Raw genomic sequence first — 17,220 nt, 5'->3', positions numbered from 1 at the left:
TGGCGCGCGCGAAGCGAAACGGGGCAACATGAGCAAGCAAGTATTGGTAACTGGTGCAACGGGATTCGTTGCCGGACAGGTCATCGCCGAACTGCTGGAGCACGGCTATTCGGTCCGCGCCACGGTGCGCGATCTGGCCGCGACGGACAAGCGAGCGCACCTGATGGCGCTGGCCGAACGCACCGGCGGCGCGCTGGAATTCGTCGCCGCCGACCTCGACCGCGACACCGGCTGGGCGGAGGCGGTGGCGGGCTGCGCGGCGGTGCTGCACGTCGCGTCGCCGTTCCCCGCCGCACCGCCGCGCGACGAGCAGGACCTGATCCGCCCGGCCGTCGACGGCACCCTGCGTGTGCTGCGCGCGGCCGCCGCCAGCGCCACCGTGCGCCGGGTCGTGCTCACCTCCTCGATCGCGGCCGTCGCGCACGGTCACACCGAGCACGACATGGTCCGCACCGAGGCCGACTGGTCGGTCGTGGCCAACAGCGGGGCCTATCAGAAGAGCAAGACCCTCGCCGAGCGCGCCGCCTGGGATTTCGTCGCGGCGCTGCCGGCGGAGCAGCGGCTGGAGTTGGTCGCGCTGAATCCCGGCATGATCCTCGGGCCGGTGCAGTCCGCCGCGGCCACCAGCACCTCGCACGAACCGGTGCGCATGCTGCTGTCCGGCGGCGTACCCGGCTCGCCCCGAGTCGGCTGGGCCACCGTCGACGTGCGCGATCTGGCGGTGCTGCACCGCCTGGCCGTCGAGGTCCCGGAGGCGGCGGGCAACCGCTACATCGCGGCGGGGGAGCACCTCTGGATGCGCGATCTGGGCCGCACGCTGGCCACGGAATTCGACGCGCGCGGCTACCGCGTGCCCACCCGGGTCCTGCCCGATCTGCTGGTGCGCACGATCGCGCTGTTCGACAAGACCATTCGGCTCACCGTCCCCACCCTGGGCATCCAGGAGCGGCTCAGCTCCGAGAAGGCGCGCCGCGAGCTGGGCTGGACCATGCGCCCGGTCCGCGACTCGATCCTGGACACCGCGGAGAGCCTGATCCAGCACGGCCTGGTGTCCGCCCCGCGCCGCGCGCCCGCGAATCCGGCTGCGGCGTAAGGAGTTCCGACATGCTGATTGCCACGTTGATCGTGAGTACGCTCGCCGTTCTGCGTCGCCGGCGCGGTCGCCGCCGGGGTGCGGCCGTGATCGATTCCCCGGATCAGGCAACTCGCTCGACCGAGCGGCACCGCGAGTGGCGGGCCCGCTCGCGCGCACTGCTGCGCCGCCGGGTTCCGGTACTCGCCGGTGCGGCGGTGATGACCTTCGCCGGTGTCGGCGGCGGCGTGCTGCTCCAGTGCTGAGCGGCCGCGCCGAAGGGGCTGTGCACGCCTGTGGATGGATCGGGACGCGCCGCGCGTGATGGGCCGCTCCCGCGCGTGCCGCGGCGATCGGCAATGCTTGCGTGGTACGGCCGGACCGTGGTCCGGCGCGCCATGCGAGAAGGAGAGCCAGGGTGACGTCCACACGGTTACCGGAGAACGTCCGGGCCAGGATCGAGTCGATGCTCGACGCCGTCGACGCCGAACTCAACGCCCACTACCCCGGCCCGGACGGCCGTGACCAGCCGATTCACACGGCTTACGTCGGCGCCGACCGGGCCACGGTGCACACGCCGAAGGAATGGGGCGCGGCCGCGGTCGAACTGCTCGACGACCAGCGGACCCTGCTGGCCGAACTCGACGCCACCGACTCGCTCGCCGCCGTGCGGGCCCGGCTGGAGCAGGAACCGATCCAGGACATGCGGATCGATTTCGAGGACGGCTACGGCTTCCGCGGCGACGCCGAGGAGGACGCGGCGGCCACCAACGCCGGCGCGGTGCTGGCCGCCTGGGCCGACGGCGCGGGCCCGGGCAGCTTCGGCATCCGGATGAAGGGCCTCGCGGGCACCGAGCGCCGCCGCGCCCTGCGCACCCTCGAACTGGTACTGGAAGGCATGGGCGGAGTCCCCGAGGGCTTCGTCTTCACGGTGCCCAAGATCCGTTCCGCCAAGCAGGCCGCGGCACTGACCGCCATGTGCGAGGGCATCGAGCGCGGCTCCGGCCTGGCCGCGGGCACGCTGCGCTTCGAACTACAGATCGAGAGCCCGCAGGCCATCATCGCCGCCGACGGCACCAGCCCGATCGCCACCATGCTCGCCGCGTCCGGCCGCCGGTGCAGCGCACTGCATTTCGGCACCTACGACTACACCGCCGCCTGCGGTGTCGCCGCACCGGACCAGGCCCTGGATCACCCCGCCGCCGATTTCGCCAAGTCCGTCATGCAGGTGGCCGCCGCCGGGACCGGCGTGTGGATCTGCGACGGTTCCACCCAGATCGTCCCGGGGGACGACCCGGAGTTCGCGGTGCGCAACCATCACCGGCTGGTCGGCCGGGCCCTGACCCGCGGCTACTACCAGGGCTGGGACATGCATCCGGCGCACCTGGTCACGCGCTGGCTCGCGACCTACGACTTCTTCCGCAAAGCTGTCGACGTGGCCGTGCCCCGGCTGCTGGCCTACCTGGATCGTCGCTCCGGCGGTGTCATGGACGAGCCCGCGACCGCCGAGGCGCTGGCCGCCACGGTGCTGCGCGGCCTGAGCTGCGGCGCGCGCACCGCCGCGGACCTGCCCGCGCAGCTGACCCCGGAGGTGCTGCGGGCGCTGGTCGCGCGGCAGCCGCTGTCCTGAACGCACGACCCGGAAGGCCACGATGAGCGAACCATCCGATTTCACCCTGCTGCCGGATCTGGCGGTCCGGCCGCTCGGCGGCGCGGTGATCTGGGCGAACGACGAATTCTTCGCGGAGAAGGAGAATTTGATCAACCCGGGCCCCGCCGACTACCGGCCCTCGACCTTCGGGCACAAGGGACAGGTGTACGACGGGTGGGAAACCCGCAGGCACCGTGGCAAACCCGGTGACGACAGCGCGATCATCCGGCTCGGCGTGCCCGGCGTGATCCGCGGTGTCGTGGTCGACACCGCCTGGTTCAAAGGCAACTATCCGCCCGCGATCTCGGTGTCGGCCCTGGCGATCGAGGGGTATCCACCCGCCGAGACGATCGCCGCACGCACCGACTGGGTGCCGCTGCTCGAGCACGTCGCTGTGGACGGCGACCGTCGCAACCCCTTTGCGGTGGACAGCGAGAACCGGTGGACGCACGTCAAACTCACCATGCACCCCGACGGTGGAATTGCCCGCCTGCGGGTGCACGGTGTGGGCCGCCCGGATCGGGCGCTGCTCGGCCTCGGCCCGGTCGATCTGGCCGCGCTGGAGAACGGTGCACTCGTGCTGGACTGCTCCAACCGCTTCTACAGCGCGCCGAATCAGATGCTCTATCCCGGCCTGGCCCGGGAAATGGGCGACGGCTGGGAGACCGCGCGCCGCCGCGACGACGGAAACGACTGGGTGCGAATCCGTTTGGCGGGTCCCGGCCTGATCCGGCTGGCCGAGATCGACACCTCCTACTTTCTCGGCAACAGTCCCGGCGCGGCCGCGCTGACCGGCACCACCGCCGACGGCACCGAGGTGGAGCTGTTGCCGCGCACCGAGTTACAGCCCGACACCCGCCATCGGTTCCCGATCACGCCGATCGCGGCCTCGGTGGTGGAGGTACACCTGGACGTCTTCCCGGACGGCGGGCTGGCCCGGCTGCGGCTGTACGGGGAGCTGGGCGGATGAGCGAGTACCCGCGCGACTTCCGCGGCTACGGCAAGAATCCGCCGGATCCGCGCTGGCCCGGCGGCGCTCGGATCGCCGTGCAGTTCGTGCTCAACTACGAGGAGGGCGGTGAGAACACTGTCCTCGACGGCGACGAGCATTCGGAGACGTTCCTCTCGGAAATGACTCCGGCGCAGGCCTTCCCGAACCGGCACATGAGCATGGAATCGCTCTACGAGTACGGTTCCCGGGCCGGTCTGTGGCGTGTGCTGCGCACGTTCGAACGACGCGGTCTGCCGCTGACCGTCTTCGCGGTGGCCCGCGCCATGCAGCGAAACCCCGAGGCGGTAGCGGCTTTCGGGGAACTCGGCCACGAGATCGCCTGCCATGGCCTGCGCTGGAAGTCCTATCAGCTGACCGACGTCGACACCGAACGCGCGCACCTGGCCGAGGCGGTACGCATCCTGACCGAGCTGACCGGTACGGCGCCGCTGGGCTGGTACACCGGGCGCGACTCGCCGCACACCCGCGACCTGGTGGTCGAGCACGGTGGGTTCGTCTACGACTCGGACTCCTACGCCGACGATCTCCCGTACTGGGTGCGCGTTCGCGAGCAGGACCACCTGGTGGTCCCGTATACCCTCGACACCAACGATATGCGTTTCGCGTCCCCGGCCGGATTCCCCTCGGGCGAGCAGTTCTTCGCCCATCTCCGGGACGCGTTCGATGTCCTGTACCGGGAAGGCGTCCAGGGCAGCCCCAAGATGCTCTCCGTCGGACTGCACTGCCGCATAGTCGGCCGACCGGCCCGGCTCGCCGCCCTGGAGCGGTTCCTCGACCACATCCAGTCGCACGATCAGGTGTGGATCACGCGCCGCATCGATATCGCGCGGCATTGGCGCGAGGTTCATCCGCCGCGCTAGTGCCCGGCACGAAAAGGCCGCCACTGCGAAATGCGGTGGCGGCCTTCGGCTTTCGTGACTACTGCGGTTGCGCTTCGAGCGTCCGGCGGCGGACGCGGCGGGCCGCGGCCACCATATTGCGCAGCGAGGGCTCCAGCTGCCAGTAGTGCCTGGTCTTCAGGCCGCCGTCCGGATTGGCCCAGAGCCGTTCCGGGGTAACGGCTTTCGCGGCCGCGGTGAGCAGCTCGTCCAGCTCGTCGATATCCGGGATCCGGGCCGAACGGCTTTCGTACACACCCGGTCCGACGCCGTGGCTGAGCCCGTGACCGCCCGCGCAGTCCTCGGTCAGCGCCTCGAGCACCCATTCGATCGAGCGGGTCGCCACGATGGCGGTGACATCGCAGTCCAGCTCCTCGATCGCCTGCACCACCTCGGCCCGGCCGGAATAGCTGATGTGCGTGTGGATCTGGGTCTGCGGGCCGACACCCGAGGTGGCCAGCCGGAACGCGCCGACCGCCCACCGCAGGAACTCGGCTCGGCCCTCCGGCCGCAGGGGCAGCAGTTCGCGCAGCGCGGGCTCGTCGACCTGGATGATCGAGATACCCGCGCGCTCCAGATCCACCACCTCGTCGCGAATGGCCAGCGCGACCTGGTCGGCGGTCTCGTAGAGCGGCTGATCCTGGCGCACGAACGAACGCGCCACCATGGTGACCGGGCCGGTGACCATCCCCTTGACCGGCCTGTCGGTCAGCGATTGGGCGTAGGTGATCCACTCGACCGACATCGGGGCCGGCCGCGAGACGTCACCGTAGATGATCGGCGGTCGCACACAACGGGATCCATACACCTGCACCCAGCCGAAGTGCGTGGTCGCGAAGCCGTCCAGCAGCTCGGCGAAGTACTGGATCATGTCGTTGCGCTCGTGCTCGCCGTGCACCAGCACGTCCAGGCCGATGTCCTCCTGCAACCGGACGGTGGCCTCGATCTCGGCCTCGATCCGCTTGCGGTAGTCGTCGTAGGACAGCCGGCCCTGGCCCAATTCGTAACGGGCCTGGCGGATCCGGTCGGTCTGCGGGAACGACCCCAGCGTGGTCGCGGGCACCGGCGGCAGATTCAGCGCGGCCTGCTGCGCCGCGCGGCGCACCTCGTAGGGCTCGCGCTCGCGCATCTGCGGGGTCACCGCGTAAACCCGTTGGCGCACCGCGTGTTTCTGCTTGAAATGCACCTCGGTGGGGCGCTTGCGCCACTTGTCCGAGGGCCCCTCGGTCAGCGCCTTGGCGAGCGAGACCACCTCGCCCACTTTTTGTTTGGCGAACGCCAGCCGGTCGGCGACATTGCCCTCGATGTCGTATTCGACCAGCAGGTCGTAGGGCACGTGCAGCAGCGTCGTGCCGGTGGAGACCACCAGATCCGGGCACACCTGCGCCAGCGCGTTCAGATATTCGAGGGTGACGTAGCGGTCGGCCCGCCACACGTTCTTCCCGCTGATCACACCCGCGTACAGGCGCTTGCGCCGGATGCCGGGGATCGCGGCCAGCTCCTCGGGCTGGATGCGGTAGGAGGCCAGATCCAGACCGACCGCCTCGACCTGGGTTCGCGCCAGAATCCGCAGCGCCTCACCGAAATCGCCGTACTGGCCGGTGACCAGCATGCGCGGGCGCAGCGGCGCCTTCGATAGTCGCTCGTAGGCCCGCTCGAACGCGGCCAGCTCGGCGGTGGTTCGCTCGCTGGTGAACGACGGCTCGTCCAGCTGCACGCAGGTCGCGCCGCGCTTGGCGAGGATCTCGAACAGCTGCTCGTACACCGGCAGCAGCTTGTCCAGCAGGCTCAACGTGTCGAACTCGGTCTTGCCGGGCACGTGGCCGGCCTTGGACAGCAGCAGCAGCGACACCGGGCCCAGCATGACCGGCCGCAGCTCGATACCGCGGGCCTTGGCCCGGTCGAATTCGTCCAGCAGCGCCTCGGCGTGCAGTGAGAAGGCGGTGTCGGGATCGAGTTCGGGCTGGCGGTAGTGGTAGTTGGTGTTGAAGAACCGGACCAGCTCCAGCGGCGGCAGATCGGGCCGGCCGCGCGCCATCAGGAAGTAGAAGTCCAGCGGGTCCATCACGTCCTGGTAGACCCGGAAGCGTTCCGGGACCGCGCCGAACATGAGCGCGTTGTCCAGCACATGGTCGTAGAAGGAGAAGGTGTTGCCGGGCACCTGGGTCAGCCCGGTCGCGGCCAGTTCGTCGAACTGGCTCTCCTGGATCTCGCGGCCGACGTCGAGGAGTTCGTCGCGCGGAATCGCACCGCGCCAGTAGGCCTCGAGTGCCCGCTTGAGTTCTCGATGCGATCCGATCCGCGGGTACCCGAGGATGCTCGATCCGTAGCCGTCGGTCACGTTCACCACGCGCCGCTCCCTTCAGTGCCTGATTTCCAGCGCCTGCGGCGCTGGATGTTCGCGGCCCATCGATGTCTCGCGTCCGAGCGGCCGAGACTCGCGCCTGCGGCGCATGCGCTTCGGCCACTCGGACGCGAGACGGGCCGCGAACGGTCGCTCGTAAGACTCGCTCCGTCGTGGTTGCGTCCGCACTCACGGTACGGTGCGTCATACCAAAATCAGGCGCGGTTGTACTGGTAGAAACCGGCGCCGGTTTTCTTACCCAACAGTCCGGCTTCGACCATACGCATCAACAGCGGCGGGGCCGAGTACAGCGGCTCCTTGAATTCCTGATACATCGAATCGGCGATCGACTTGACCGTGTCCAGGCCGACCAGGTCGGTCAGCGCCAGCGGGCCCATCGGGTGGGCGCAGCCGAGCACCATGGCCTTGTCGACGTCTTCCTTGGTGGCGAAACCGGACTCCACCATGCGGATCGCGGACAGCAGGTACGGCACCAGCAGCGCGTTGACCACGAAACCGGAGCGGTCGGCCGAGCGCACGACCTGCTTGCCGAGGACCTCGGAGGCGAACTGCTCGGCGCGCTTGGACACCGACTCGCTGGTCTTGAGCGTGGTGACCAGCTCGACCAGCGGCAGCACCGGCACCGGGTTGAAGAAGTGCATGCCGACCACGCGCTCGGGATTCGCGGTGGCGACGGCGATCTTCATGATCGGGATGGAGGAGGTGTTGGAGGCCAGCACGGCGTCCGGGTCGGTGACGACCTTGTCGAGCTCGGAGAAGATCGAGGTCTTCACCTCCTCGTTCTCCAGCACGGCCTCGACGACCAGCTGGCGGTCGGCGAAGTCACCCAGGTCGGAGGTGAAGCGCAGCCGCCAGGCGGCCTGCTCGCGCTCGCGCTCGGTGATCTTGCCGCTGCTCACGCCGCGATCCAGCGAGCGCAGGATGCGGGCGCGGCCCGCGGCCGCTAGTTCCCGGGACTGTTCGTAGACGAGCACGTCGACATGCGCCCGGGCACACACCTCCGCGATTCCGGCACCCATCTGTCCGGCGCCGATGATGCCGACGCGCTGAATCTTCTCGCTGCTCACGTCCCGCTCCTGCTGGGTTGGTCTGGCTGTGGGGGTGGGGATCAAAAGTCGAACTTATAGGGAAGCCCTCCCCGCCGAGGGCTGTTCAGCGGGGAGGGCGGTACACCCCTACTGGGGATAAAGCGGTCTAGCTCAGTGGAACTGACCCTCTTCGGTCGAACCCTTCAGGGCCGCGGTGGAGGTGTTCGGGTCCACGGTGGTGGCGATCGAGTCGAAGTAGCCGGCGCCGACCTCGCGCTGGTGCTTGACGGCGGTGAAGCCACGCTCGGCGGCGGCCTTGAACTCGCGCTCCTGCAGGTCGACGAACGCGGTCATGCCCTCGCGGGCGTAGCCGTGCGCCAGGTCGAACATGCCGTAGTTGAGCGAGTGGAAGCCGGCCAGGGTGATGAACTGGAACTTGAAGCCCATCGCGCCGAGCTCACGCTGGAACTTCGCGATGGTCGCGTCGTCCAGGTGCGCCTTCCAGTTGAAGGACGGCGAGCAGTTGTAGGCCAGCAGCTGGTCCGGGAAGTCGGCCTTGACCGCCTCGGCGAACTTGCGCGCGACCTCGAGGTCCGGCACGCCGGTCTCCATCCAGATCAGGTCGGAGTAGGGGGCGTAGGCCTTGGCACGCGCGATGCAGGGCTCGATGCCGTTCTTCACGCCGAAGAAGCCCTCGGAGGTGCGGGTGCCGTCGAGGAACTCGCGGTCGCGCTCGTCGACATCGGAGGTGATCAGGGTGGCGGCCTCGGCATCGGTGCGGGCGATGACGACGGTCGGCACGCCGGCGACGTCGGCGGCCAGGCGGGCCGAGGTCAGGGTGCGGATGTGCTGCTGGGTCGGGATCAGCACCTTGCCACCGAGGTGGCCGCACTTCTTCTCCGAGGCGAGCTGGTCTTCCCAGTGCGAGCCCGCGACGCCGGCCGCGATCATGGCCTTCTGCAGCTCGTAGACGTTCAGGGCGCCACCGAAACCGGCTTCGCCGTCGGCGACGATCGGGGCCAGCCAGTTCGCGACCGAGGTGTCACCCTCGACCTTGGCGATCTCGTCGGCGCGCAGCAGCGCGTTGTTGATGCGGCGCACGACCTGCGGCACCGAGTTGGCCGGGTACAGCGACTGGTCCGGGTAGGTGTGGCCGGAGAGGTTCGCGTCACCGGCGACCTGCCAACCGGACAGGTAGATGGCCTTGAGGCCGGCGCGGACCTGCTGCACGGCCTGGTTGCCGGTCAGGGCGCCGAGGGAGTTGATGTAGTCCTCGTTGTTGACGAGATCCCACAGGATCTCCGAGCCGCGACGTGCGAGGGTGTGCTCCTCGACGACGGTGCCCTGCAGCTTCACAACCTGCTCGGCGGTGTAGCTACGGGTGATGCCCTTCCAACGGGGATTGGTATCCCAATCCTGCTGGATTTCCGCAGCGGTCTTCGGGGTGCCGGTGGTCGACATCTCTGACTCCACTTCCTCTGTTTGTTCGATGCCCTGGGTCGAGCCCGGTGCGAATCGGCTCGATCTGCTGGAGCAGCAATTTGCAGGCTTGCTAGGCCCTTGGGGTGTACTTCCACACGATGGCACATCAGGAAATAGCCGTCTACCTGTTGCTAATGTGAATCTCAGCTAGGTTTCAGACGGTGTTTGCTAACTTTGCGAAATTTGCGGGCTAATTGCAAGCATCCAACTTACCCGCCGGTAGCGCTGACGTGCGGTTTTAGCGTAACGCCCGTACTGTTTGCGATCCCGAGTGGATCCACTCGCGGCTTCGGATACGCCGCGGGCTTGTGAGTCGATTCACAGGGTGGGGCGGCTGCCGTCGGTGTGGGCCGGGCCACCGTCGCCGCGTCGATGCGGCACACTGCTGCCCATGCGGAAACTCTGCGCCGTCGTCGTCATCGCGGCCGCCTCCCTGTTGTCCCTGCCCACGGCGTCCGCGGACCCCGCCGCCGGTGCGGTCGTCTCGGTCGCGCCGCTGGCCCCGGTCGCGACGCTGCCCGGCTCGGCCGACGCTGCCCGGCTGCTCTACCGGACCACCACGGTCGGTGACGCGCCGACGACCGCGAGCGCGGCGATCTACTTTCCGCCGGGCGAGCCGCCCGCCGGCGGCTGGCCGGTGATCGCGTGGGCGCACGGCACGGTCGGCCTGGGCGACGACTGCGCCTACAGCGTGGCCGGACCGGGCGCGGTCGAACGGGACTGGGCCTACCTCGGCACCTGGCTGCGCCAGGGGTACGCGGTGGTGGCCGCCGACTATGCCGGGCTCGGCAGCGAGGGTGAGCACCCGTATCTGAACGGCGTGGTGGAGGCGCGCAATGTGGTGGACGCGGTCAAGGCGGCGACCCGCCGGTACGCGTCGCTGTCGAAGCGATGGGTGGCCGTCGGCCAGTCGCAGGGCGGCGGCGCGGCGGTGTTCGTCGCGCGCTACGCCAGTGAGTTCGGCGGCGGCGAGCTCGACTATCGGGGCGCGGTGGCCACCGGCGTGCCCGCCTACATCGAGGACGTCCTGCTGCCGCTGGGGCCGGGCATGCCGCCGGTGAAGCTCGGCGCGCACAGCACGGCCTACGTGCTGTACATCCTGAACGGCCTGCGCACCACCTATCCGGACCTGGATATCGAGTCCTATCTGACCGATTCCGGTCGGCAGTGGCTGACGCGGGCGCGGACCTCCTGCATCGAGCCGTTCGGCGCGGAACTCGCCGCCGCCGGTGTGGTGGTCGGCGATCTGTTCGCGCGCCCGCTGGCGCAGATTCCGGACCTGCCCGGCGTGCTCACCCGCACCATGGGCCTGCCCGAAACCGGCTACGACAAGCCGCTTTTCCTTGGTCAGGGGCTCAGCGACACCGATGTGATCACCCCGGCCACGCTGCTGTTCGCGGAGAAGCTGAAGGCGGGCGGCCAGCCGGTCACCCTGCGCACCTACGACGCCGACCACAGCGCCGCGGTGAACGCTTCGCTGGTCGACTCGATTCCCTTCGTGCGCAACCTGTTCGGCTGATCGCCGCTCAGTCCGGCGGCAGCTGACCCACGAGCGCGCGCAACCCCGCGACCACGGTATCGGGGGCGGGCGCGTGCTCGGGGTCGATCAGCCACTGGATCAGCAGGCCGCCGATCAGGGTCTGCAATACCGTCCCGACGGCGTGGTCTTCGGTTGGTGGACCGAAGGATTCGGATAGTTCGCGGCGGGCGCGCTCCTGCGCCGCGCCGAGTTCGGCGCGCACGCCTGGGGTGTGCACGGCCTGGGTGAAGCTCTCGGCGTTGGCCGTCCACAGGCTCGGGTTCTCGGTGAACGACGCGGTCAGGCGGGTCAGGAAGGTGCGCAGGCGATCGGCGGACGCGCCGGTGGGCAGCGAGTCGAGGATCTGCTGGACCGCGGTCGCGCTGGATTCCACCATCGCCTGGTTCATCAGCTTGTCGCGGGTGCCGAAGTGGTAGTTGATCGCCGCCAGGTTGGTGCCGGAGGCGGCGACGATATCGCGCACCGTGGTGCGGGCATAGCCGCGTTCGGCCAGGCATTGCTTGGCGGCCGCCAGCAGGTCTTCTCGGGTTCCCACCAGCGCACGATAACAGGCGGGCGGACGAGCGTTCATGACAGCTGTTTCAAACATCTGTTTCTGACGTTTGTTTGAAACATGTGTATGGTCGGGTCATGACCTCTGAGCGACTTGTTTCCCCCACTGAATCCGGCTATTTCGGCGCGGGCAGCGTCGGCAGCGTCCCGACCGGTGACATGCCCCTGTTCATCGGCTCGACCGTGCGCGGCGCCGTCCATCCGGAATTGCTGCGCCGCGCCCTGGCGGAGCTGGCGGCCACCCATCCGCTGTTGCGCAGCCGGGTGCGCACCGACGGCCCCGCCCGCTTCGTGCGCGACGACACCCTCCGGCCACGACTCGAAGTCGGTGCGGGCGGAGCGGCCGCGTACGCGAAACTGGTGAATACCCGGCCGGATTGGCAGGACGCGCTATTCCACGCCCACCTGCTGCGCGCCGACGACCACGACCAGGTGGTGCTGGTGCTGCACCACGGAATCGCGGACGGAAGATCGGCTTTCGCGCTGCTCGCCGAGCTGTGGCAGCGGTACACGGCGTTGCACGACGGCAGCCTGCGGTCCTATTCCGCGCTGCCGCAGCCGGATTCGGGTGAGCTGCCGGAGGCGGTCGACACCCGGCTCGCGGCCGCGCTGACCGACGCCCAGGTCGACGGCTGGCTGGATCAGGTCCGGGCCGCCGTCGCCACGATGCGGCCGGAATCGGCGCCGCGCAGCCTGCCCTGCGATGGCGCGCCCGGTGACCCGCGCGGCCGCTTCGTCACCGACCGCATCGTGCTCGATCCCGCCGCGACCGCGGATCTGGTCGCGGCCGCGCGGGGAGCCGGGCTCTCGGTCAACAGCTTGCTCACCGGCGCGGCGCTGATCGCGTTCCGCTCGCTGCTCGAGCCGGAAGCCGGTGCGCTGCCGGTGTTCTGCGGCCACGCGGTCGACCTGCGCGGCGAACTCCGGCCGCCGCCCTCCGAGCGGGTCGTGCTCAACTGCGTATCGGGTGTGGGTACCGGCACCGCCGTTGCGCCGGATGCCGACCTGTTCGACCTCGGCCGGGATGTCGCTGCGGGGATGCGCGCCGCGGCGCAGCGGCGCGAAGCGGCGCTGTTCCTGTTGGCGTCGCCGCGCGCCGATGCCGTCACCCGCGCGGTGCTGACCGCGCCGCCGAGCTTCGCCATCTCCAATATCGGCCGGGTACCGGCACATTCGCTGCCCGGCGAGCTCAGTTTCATCCGCGCCGACATCTGCGCGATCGGACCGGGGATGCCGCCGAAGTTCACCGTCTTCACGATCGCCGATCAGCTGACGGTGCAGGTCGAATACGACACCACGCGCTACAGCCCAGCGGTGATGGCCCGCATGGCCGAGGTCTTCACGGCCGCGCTGCGCCGGACCCGCGCGGCAGCCTATCGCTGAACCCGGTCATTCCGCCGGGCGGTGGTCGCCGCCGGTGAGCCGAATCGTCAACTGCCGGGTCCAGTTCCGTGGCTTCTTCGGCGGCGGCTCGGGATTCTCGTCGATATCGGTGGTGACCTCGTAGCGCCGGATATACGCGCCGGCGAAGGCCTGCACCGTGGCGGTGACCGGAATGGCCAGCAGGGCACCGGTCGCGCCGAGGATCGCGGCGCCGGCGATAACCGCGCCGAAGGCGACGGCGGGATGCATGTCCAGGGTGGTCGCGGTGATCCGCGGTTGCAGCACGTAGTTCTCGAACTGCTGGTAGAGCACGATGAAGCCGAGGATCCACAGCGCGGTCACCGGGCTGTGCACCAGCGCGACGATCACCGGCAGCGCACCGGCCAGATAGGTGCCGACGGTCGGGATGAACTGCGAGACCACGCCCACCCACAGCGCGAGCGCGAAGGCGGAGGGCACATCGAGCACGCGCAACGCGACATAGTGCGCGATGGTGGAGCACAGCGCGAGCAGGCCGCGGGAGTAGATGTAGCCGCCGGTCTTCTCGACCGCGATATCCCAGGCGCGCAATACATGTCGCTGCTTGTTCGGCGGCAGCAGCGAGCAGACCGCGTTGCGGAAGCGTGGACCGTCGGCGGCGAAGTAGTAGGTGAACAGCAGGACGCCGAGCGCCTGGAAAAGCGCGCCGATGGCGGCTGTGCCTATGCCCCAGGCATTTCCGGCGACATCGGTGAGCAGGCCCTGGAGCTTGTCGCTCCACTGGGTGGCGTACTTGGTGATGTCGGTGCCCGAAACCTCCTGGTGGAAGGTGCGATTGAACCAGGCGACGGCGTCGGTGGCGTAGCGCGGCGCATTATCCACCAGGGTGGTGACCTGGTCGACCAGCAGCGCGCCCAGGGTCCAGACGAAGCCGACCACGACGAGCAGCAGGGCGAGGAAGACGACGCCGGTGGCCAGGCCGCGCTTCACGCCGCGCGCGGCCAGCCAGTTCACCGCGGGTTCGATGGCGAAGGCCAGGAACAGCGAGACCAGCAGAACGGTGAGCAGGCCCTGTAACCGTTGCAGCGCCCAGAATCCGAAGATGAGACCGCCGATGGTGGCTGCCGCGAGCAGGAACGCGCGCAGCAGCCACGGCGGCGGGCCGGTCGTGATGTCGGCGGTCATCACGGCTTTCGGTTCGGTGGGCGCGATCTCGTTTCCCTCGGGCACATCGCCAACGTACCCACGGTGGCGGCGGTTGGCCCGCAGGCTCGTCGCGGTGTCACCGCGCCGCGACGGTGGATCAGGCCAGGGCGGCGGCGCCGGGCGGGGATTCGCCGAGTTCGACCATGCGGCGCAGGATGGCGGGGGCGAGGGCGAATTCGAATTCCCCGCCGCCGCTTTCGAATACATAGGTCAGGTAATCATCGCTGCGCCGGTTGGCGCGGCGGACCGAGCAGTGTTCGTCGACGACGACCCAGGCTCCGATGTGCAGCTGTTCGAACATCACGCCTCCCACCCTTTGGACTATGCCAATCTGACGACGTGGACTATGCCAGTCGGGTGCGTGGCTGTCAATGCTGGGAACCGATCGAATACTCCTGCTGGAAGGCCCACCACTCCTGTGGGTACACGGCCTCGTCGAACTGCAGGACGGTGCCGTCGAGCGCGTGCACCGTGAGCCGATAGGCCAGTACCGCAGCGGGATTCGGCAACCCGAGCTGATCGCGCTCGGTCGCGGTGGCCAGGCGCGCGCTCACCTGATCGCGGGCGTAGGTGACCCGGCGTCCGGTCACCGATTCGACGTACTGGGCGGTGCCGCCGGTGAGCCGTTCCACGCTGAGCAGCCGATCGGCCGACTCGGCCAGTTCGCCCGGAAACCAGGAGGTGGCCAGCTCGCTCAGGCCGGACTCGTTGGTGACCAGCCGTCTGCGCGCGATAACGCTGCTGCCCTTGGGAATTCGCAGTGCGGTGGTGACATGGGCGGGCCCCTCGAGCAGTTCCGCCGCCAGGATCGTCACCGACTCCCGCTCGGTGTACATGGTGCCGTAGCGCCGCGCCCGCTCGTAGCGTTCGCGGGCCTGCGGTGCGATGCGGCTGTCGGCCACGAAGGTGCCCGAACCACGCTGGGAGATCACCAAACCCTGCTGGCGCAAGGTGTTCAGGGCCTTGGAGGCAGTCGGCCGGGCCACCTTCCAGGCGGCGGCGAGTTCGCGTTCGGAGGGCACCTCGGCGCCGGGCGCCAGCTCGCCGCTCATGATCTGATCGCGAATGTATCCCGAGATCTGGAGGTACTTCGGGAGCACTTCTTCGATTTCGGGCACCGAATGCCTTCCCCTATCGCGACCTGTCGAGACCAGCGGCCAGTGTAGCAATCGGTCCGATGACCAGGGTGCGCTACATCACACGACGGCTGGACCGGCAAGAGGGGAGTCAGGCAAAAACCGGCCGGTAAAGTCAGGATTCTGTCTGGCCGTGCGGCACAGGCGCGTTGATGGACCGAGCAGAAGGGGCTGCGACGCAGATGGCGGTACCGGATATCGGTCAGCGCAGGGCGCGCGAGTTGTATGCCGCGGCAACCGGACCCGACGGCCGTCGTTTCGAACTCGCGCCCGAGGTCGCGCTCAACCTGGCCGCCGCCTGCGACAAGCTGATCGAGGATCTGCGCAAGGCCGCGGCCGACGGTGACCAGCTCACCGGCGTCACCGGCTTCCCGGAACTGCCCTCCGGGCAGGCGCTGGCCAAGGGATTCGGCGCCAAGGGCCGCGAATTCCTCGACACCGTCACCGCGTTCCAGGAGGCCGCGCTGCTCTTCAAGGCCGCCTATCTGGCCGCCGGACAGCGGCTCAGCGAAGCCGACGCCGCGAACCGGGCCGCGCTGCAACTGATCTCCGACTATCTGGAACCGCGTTGACCGGCCGCGCGCGGGGGTGATGGTGCTGGATGCCATGGCCGTGGCGGCCGCCGACGACATCCGGGTGCGCCAGCGCGCGCTCGCCGCGGACGCCGAAACCGCGGGTGCCGGAATCGAGCCCGCGTTCGTTCCGGAACGCGAGCGATTCGGTGGCTACTCCCATCGCGAGATCTGGGAGCAGGTGCGCGAGGCGCTCGACCCGGCCGCGCTCGGCACGGCGGCCGCTGCCTGGCAGGCCGGTGCGGGTGCGCTCGGCGCCGCCTTCGAGACCTTCCGGGCGGCCACGCACCGCGAATTCGCGGACTGGACCGGACAATCCGCCGACGCCGCGGTGCGCGCGACCCAGGAGCTCGTCGCGCAGGGCCTGGGCGCACAGGAGGTCTGCGACACCATCCGGCGGCTGCTGGAGCTGAACAGTCATGCCGCGCAGACGATTCGGGGTGCGCTCGAGCCGCCGGCCGAGTACCTGCCGTTGGCCGATCCGGTGGCCGAGGCCGTCGAAGGCGGCCGAAGACGCATGGAGCACGACCTGGCCGCGGCCACGGCGCACGCCGAGGCCCAGGACGTCATGACCTACCTCTACAACCCGACCATGCCCGCCACCGGCGACAGTGTGCCGCGCTTCGCACCGCCGACGGCAGGCGGGACCACACGGTGAGATGGGTACTCACCCCGGACGAATTCACCTACGTCTGGGAGAACGAAACGAATCTGGACCGGCGGCCCTACCCGGTCAACCTGACGCCCGCCTCGCTGGTGCGCACCGAAACCGAGTACGCCGCACTGCGTCTGCCGCAGCGCTTCGCCCGGCAGGCCGACCCCGATCTGGCCGCCGCGCTCATGCTGTGCGCCCGCAACGACGCCACCACCCTGACCCTGTCCGGTGACCGCGGCGCCGACCGTGTGCTGGTCTTCGCGGCAGTCGTGCACCATCACGCCGCCATCCTGGTCGGCACCGCCGAGACGATGACCGTGCTCATGTGTCACGCCCGCACACTCGGCGAACGGCTGGTCCAGATCATCGGGCCGAACCGGCCGGGGCGGCACGGGCCGTTGCGCGAGGCTCAGGAGGCGGTGCTCAATCAGGGCGACGCCGGCACCAACGGTCACCGCGCCGCCGCTCGCTTCCGCACCATGCTGCGCAAACCCACCGAGGGCCGCGGGTTCCTCACCGTCACGGTCGAACCCGACAATCCGATGTCGCCGCCCACCCGGCATCGCACCTGGCTCGATGTCAGCGGCGACGGCCGCTACCTGCTCACCACCGCCCACGAGCTCATCCTGACTCCGGTCTCGGACTCCGAGTTCGCAGCGCAATTGTTGCGCCTGGCCCAAATCCGCTGAGCGGTGTGGTTCGCTCGGGA

General features: G+C 69.2%; 17 protein-coding genes. 10 read left to right on the top strand and 7 right to left on the bottom strand.

From position 1 onward, the window contains the following. Positions 1 to 28 precede the first annotated feature (28 nt). The 5 genes from ACFVMC_RS24115 (at position 29) to puuE (ending at position 4,595) form a co-directional block, all read left to right on the top strand. On the top strand, positions 29 to 1,093 hold the full coding sequence (locus ACFVMC_RS24115; RefSeq protein WP_379213699.1) for an SDR family oxidoreductase: 1,065 nt from the start codon (positions 29 to 31) through the stop codon (positions 1,091 to 1,093). 11 nt (positions 1,094 to 1,104) lie between these two features. After that, the gene (locus ACFVMC_RS24110; protein ID WP_379213698.1) at positions 1,105 to 1,338 is read left to right on the top strand and encodes a hypothetical protein; all 234 of its coding nucleotides are present in this window, start codon (positions 1,105 to 1,107) and stop codon (positions 1,336 to 1,338) included. A 152-nt stretch (positions 1,339 to 1,490) separates the two neighbouring features. Then, a complete protein-coding gene (locus tag ACFVMC_RS24105) occupies positions 1,491 to 2,702 on the top strand; it encodes a DUF6986 family protein (protein ID WP_379213697.1) in 1,212 nt (403 codons plus the stop codon). Positions 2,703 to 2,724: 22 nt separating this feature from the next. After that, positions 2,725 to 3,693, top strand: coding sequence for an allantoicase (gene alc, locus ACFVMC_RS24100; RefSeq protein WP_379213695.1), 969 nt, complete (start codon positions 2,725 to 2,727; stop codon positions 3,691 to 3,693). Next, positions 3,690 to 4,595, top strand: a complete 906-nt coding sequence (gene puuE / locus ACFVMC_RS24095) for an allantoinase PuuE (protein ID WP_379213693.1) — start codon at positions 3,690 to 3,692, stop codon at positions 4,593 to 4,595. Before alc ends, puuE begins: the two co-directional genes overlap by 4 nt. Positions 4,596 to 4,653: 58 nt before the next feature. On the opposite strand, the gene metE is transcribed toward puuE, so the two are convergent. The 3 genes from metE to aceA form a co-directional block, all read right to left on the bottom strand. Then, positions 4,654 to 6,960, bottom strand: a complete 2,307-nt coding sequence (gene metE / locus ACFVMC_RS24090; RefSeq protein WP_379214082.1) for a 5-methyltetrahydropteroyltriglutamate--homocysteine S-methyltransferase — start codon at positions 6,958 to 6,960, stop codon at positions 4,654 to 4,656. 212 nt (positions 6,961 to 7,172) lie between these two features. Further along, the gene (locus ACFVMC_RS24085; RefSeq protein ID WP_379213691.1) at positions 7,173 to 8,045 is read right to left on the bottom strand and encodes a 3-hydroxybutyryl-CoA dehydrogenase; all 873 of its coding nucleotides are present in this window, start codon (positions 8,043 to 8,045) and stop codon (positions 7,173 to 7,175) included. Positions 8,046 to 8,177: 132 nt separating this feature from the next. Beyond that, a complete protein-coding gene (gene aceA / locus ACFVMC_RS24080; RefSeq protein ID WP_379213690.1) occupies positions 8,178 to 9,467 on the bottom strand; it encodes an isocitrate lyase in 1,290 nt (429 codons plus the stop codon). A gap of 412 nt (positions 9,468 to 9,879) precedes the next feature. Here aceA and ACFVMC_RS24075 point away from each other — a divergent pair, with 412 nt between their 5' ends. Beyond that, on the top strand, positions 9,880 to 11,007 hold the full coding sequence (locus ACFVMC_RS24075; protein ID WP_379213688.1) for an alpha/beta hydrolase family protein: 1,128 nt from the start codon (positions 9,880 to 9,882) through the stop codon (positions 11,005 to 11,007). A gap of 7 nt (positions 11,008 to 11,014) precedes the next feature. Here ACFVMC_RS24075 and ACFVMC_RS24070 read toward each other — a convergent pair whose 3' ends face one another. Further along, the gene (locus tag ACFVMC_RS24070) at positions 11,015 to 11,563 is read right to left on the bottom strand and encodes a TetR/AcrR family transcriptional regulator (protein ID WP_379213686.1); all 549 of its coding nucleotides are present in this window, start codon (positions 11,561 to 11,563) and stop codon (positions 11,015 to 11,017) included. Positions 11,564 to 11,658: 95 nt separating this feature from the next. On the opposite strand from ACFVMC_RS24070, the gene ACFVMC_RS24065 reads away from it, so the two are divergent. Then, on the top strand, positions 11,659 to 12,963 hold the full coding sequence (locus ACFVMC_RS24065) for a hypothetical protein (RefSeq protein WP_379213684.1): 1,305 nt from the start codon (positions 11,659 to 11,661) through the stop codon (positions 12,961 to 12,963). A 6-nt stretch (positions 12,964 to 12,969) separates the two neighbouring features. On the opposite strand, the gene ACFVMC_RS24060 is transcribed toward ACFVMC_RS24065, so the two are convergent. From ACFVMC_RS24060 to ACFVMC_RS24050, 3 genes are all read right to left on the bottom strand, one after another. Further along, complete coding sequence (locus ACFVMC_RS24060) at positions 12,970 to 14,172, bottom strand: AI-2E family transporter (protein WP_379213682.1); 1,203 nt, start codon at positions 14,170 to 14,172, stop codon at positions 12,970 to 12,972. Positions 14,173 to 14,245: 73 nt separating this feature from the next. Then, on the bottom strand, positions 14,246 to 14,452 hold the full coding sequence (locus ACFVMC_RS24055) for a hypothetical protein (RefSeq protein WP_379213680.1): 207 nt from the start codon (positions 14,450 to 14,452) through the stop codon (positions 14,246 to 14,248). 64 nt (positions 14,453 to 14,516) lie between these two features. Continuing rightward, on the bottom strand, positions 14,517 to 15,266 hold the full coding sequence (locus tag ACFVMC_RS24050) for a GntR family transcriptional regulator (RefSeq protein WP_379213678.1): 750 nt from the start codon (positions 15,264 to 15,266) through the stop codon (positions 14,517 to 14,519). 170 nt (positions 15,267 to 15,436) lie between these two features. On the opposite strand from ACFVMC_RS24050, the gene ACFVMC_RS24045 reads away from it, so the two are divergent. The 3 genes from ACFVMC_RS24045 to ACFVMC_RS24035 are packed head-to-tail and all read left to right on the top strand — an operon-like array spanning position 15,437 to position 17,200. Then, positions 15,437 to 15,856 (top strand): hypothetical protein, encoded by a 420-nt coding sequence (locus tag ACFVMC_RS24045; protein ID WP_379213676.1) that lies wholly within the window; start codon positions 15,437 to 15,439, stop codon positions 15,854 to 15,856. Between the two features lie 19 nt (positions 15,857 to 15,875). Continuing rightward, complete coding sequence (locus ACFVMC_RS24040; protein WP_379214080.1) at positions 15,876 to 16,514, top strand: hypothetical protein; 639 nt, start codon at positions 15,876 to 15,878, stop codon at positions 16,512 to 16,514. Further along, entirely contained in the window at positions 16,511 to 17,200 is a 690-nt protein-coding gene (locus tag ACFVMC_RS24035) for an ESX secretion-associated protein EspG (protein WP_379213674.1), read from the top strand. Before ACFVMC_RS24040 ends, ACFVMC_RS24035 begins: the two co-directional genes overlap by 4 nt. The last annotated feature ends 20 nt before the right edge of the window (positions 17,201 to 17,220 follow it).

The organism is Nocardia sp. NPDC127579 (assembly GCF_042672005.1).
Classification (GTDB): domain Bacteria; phylum Actinomycetota; class Actinomycetes; order Mycobacteriales; family Mycobacteriaceae; genus Nocardia.
This window is presented reverse-complemented; position numbering and strand designations above follow the sequence as displayed.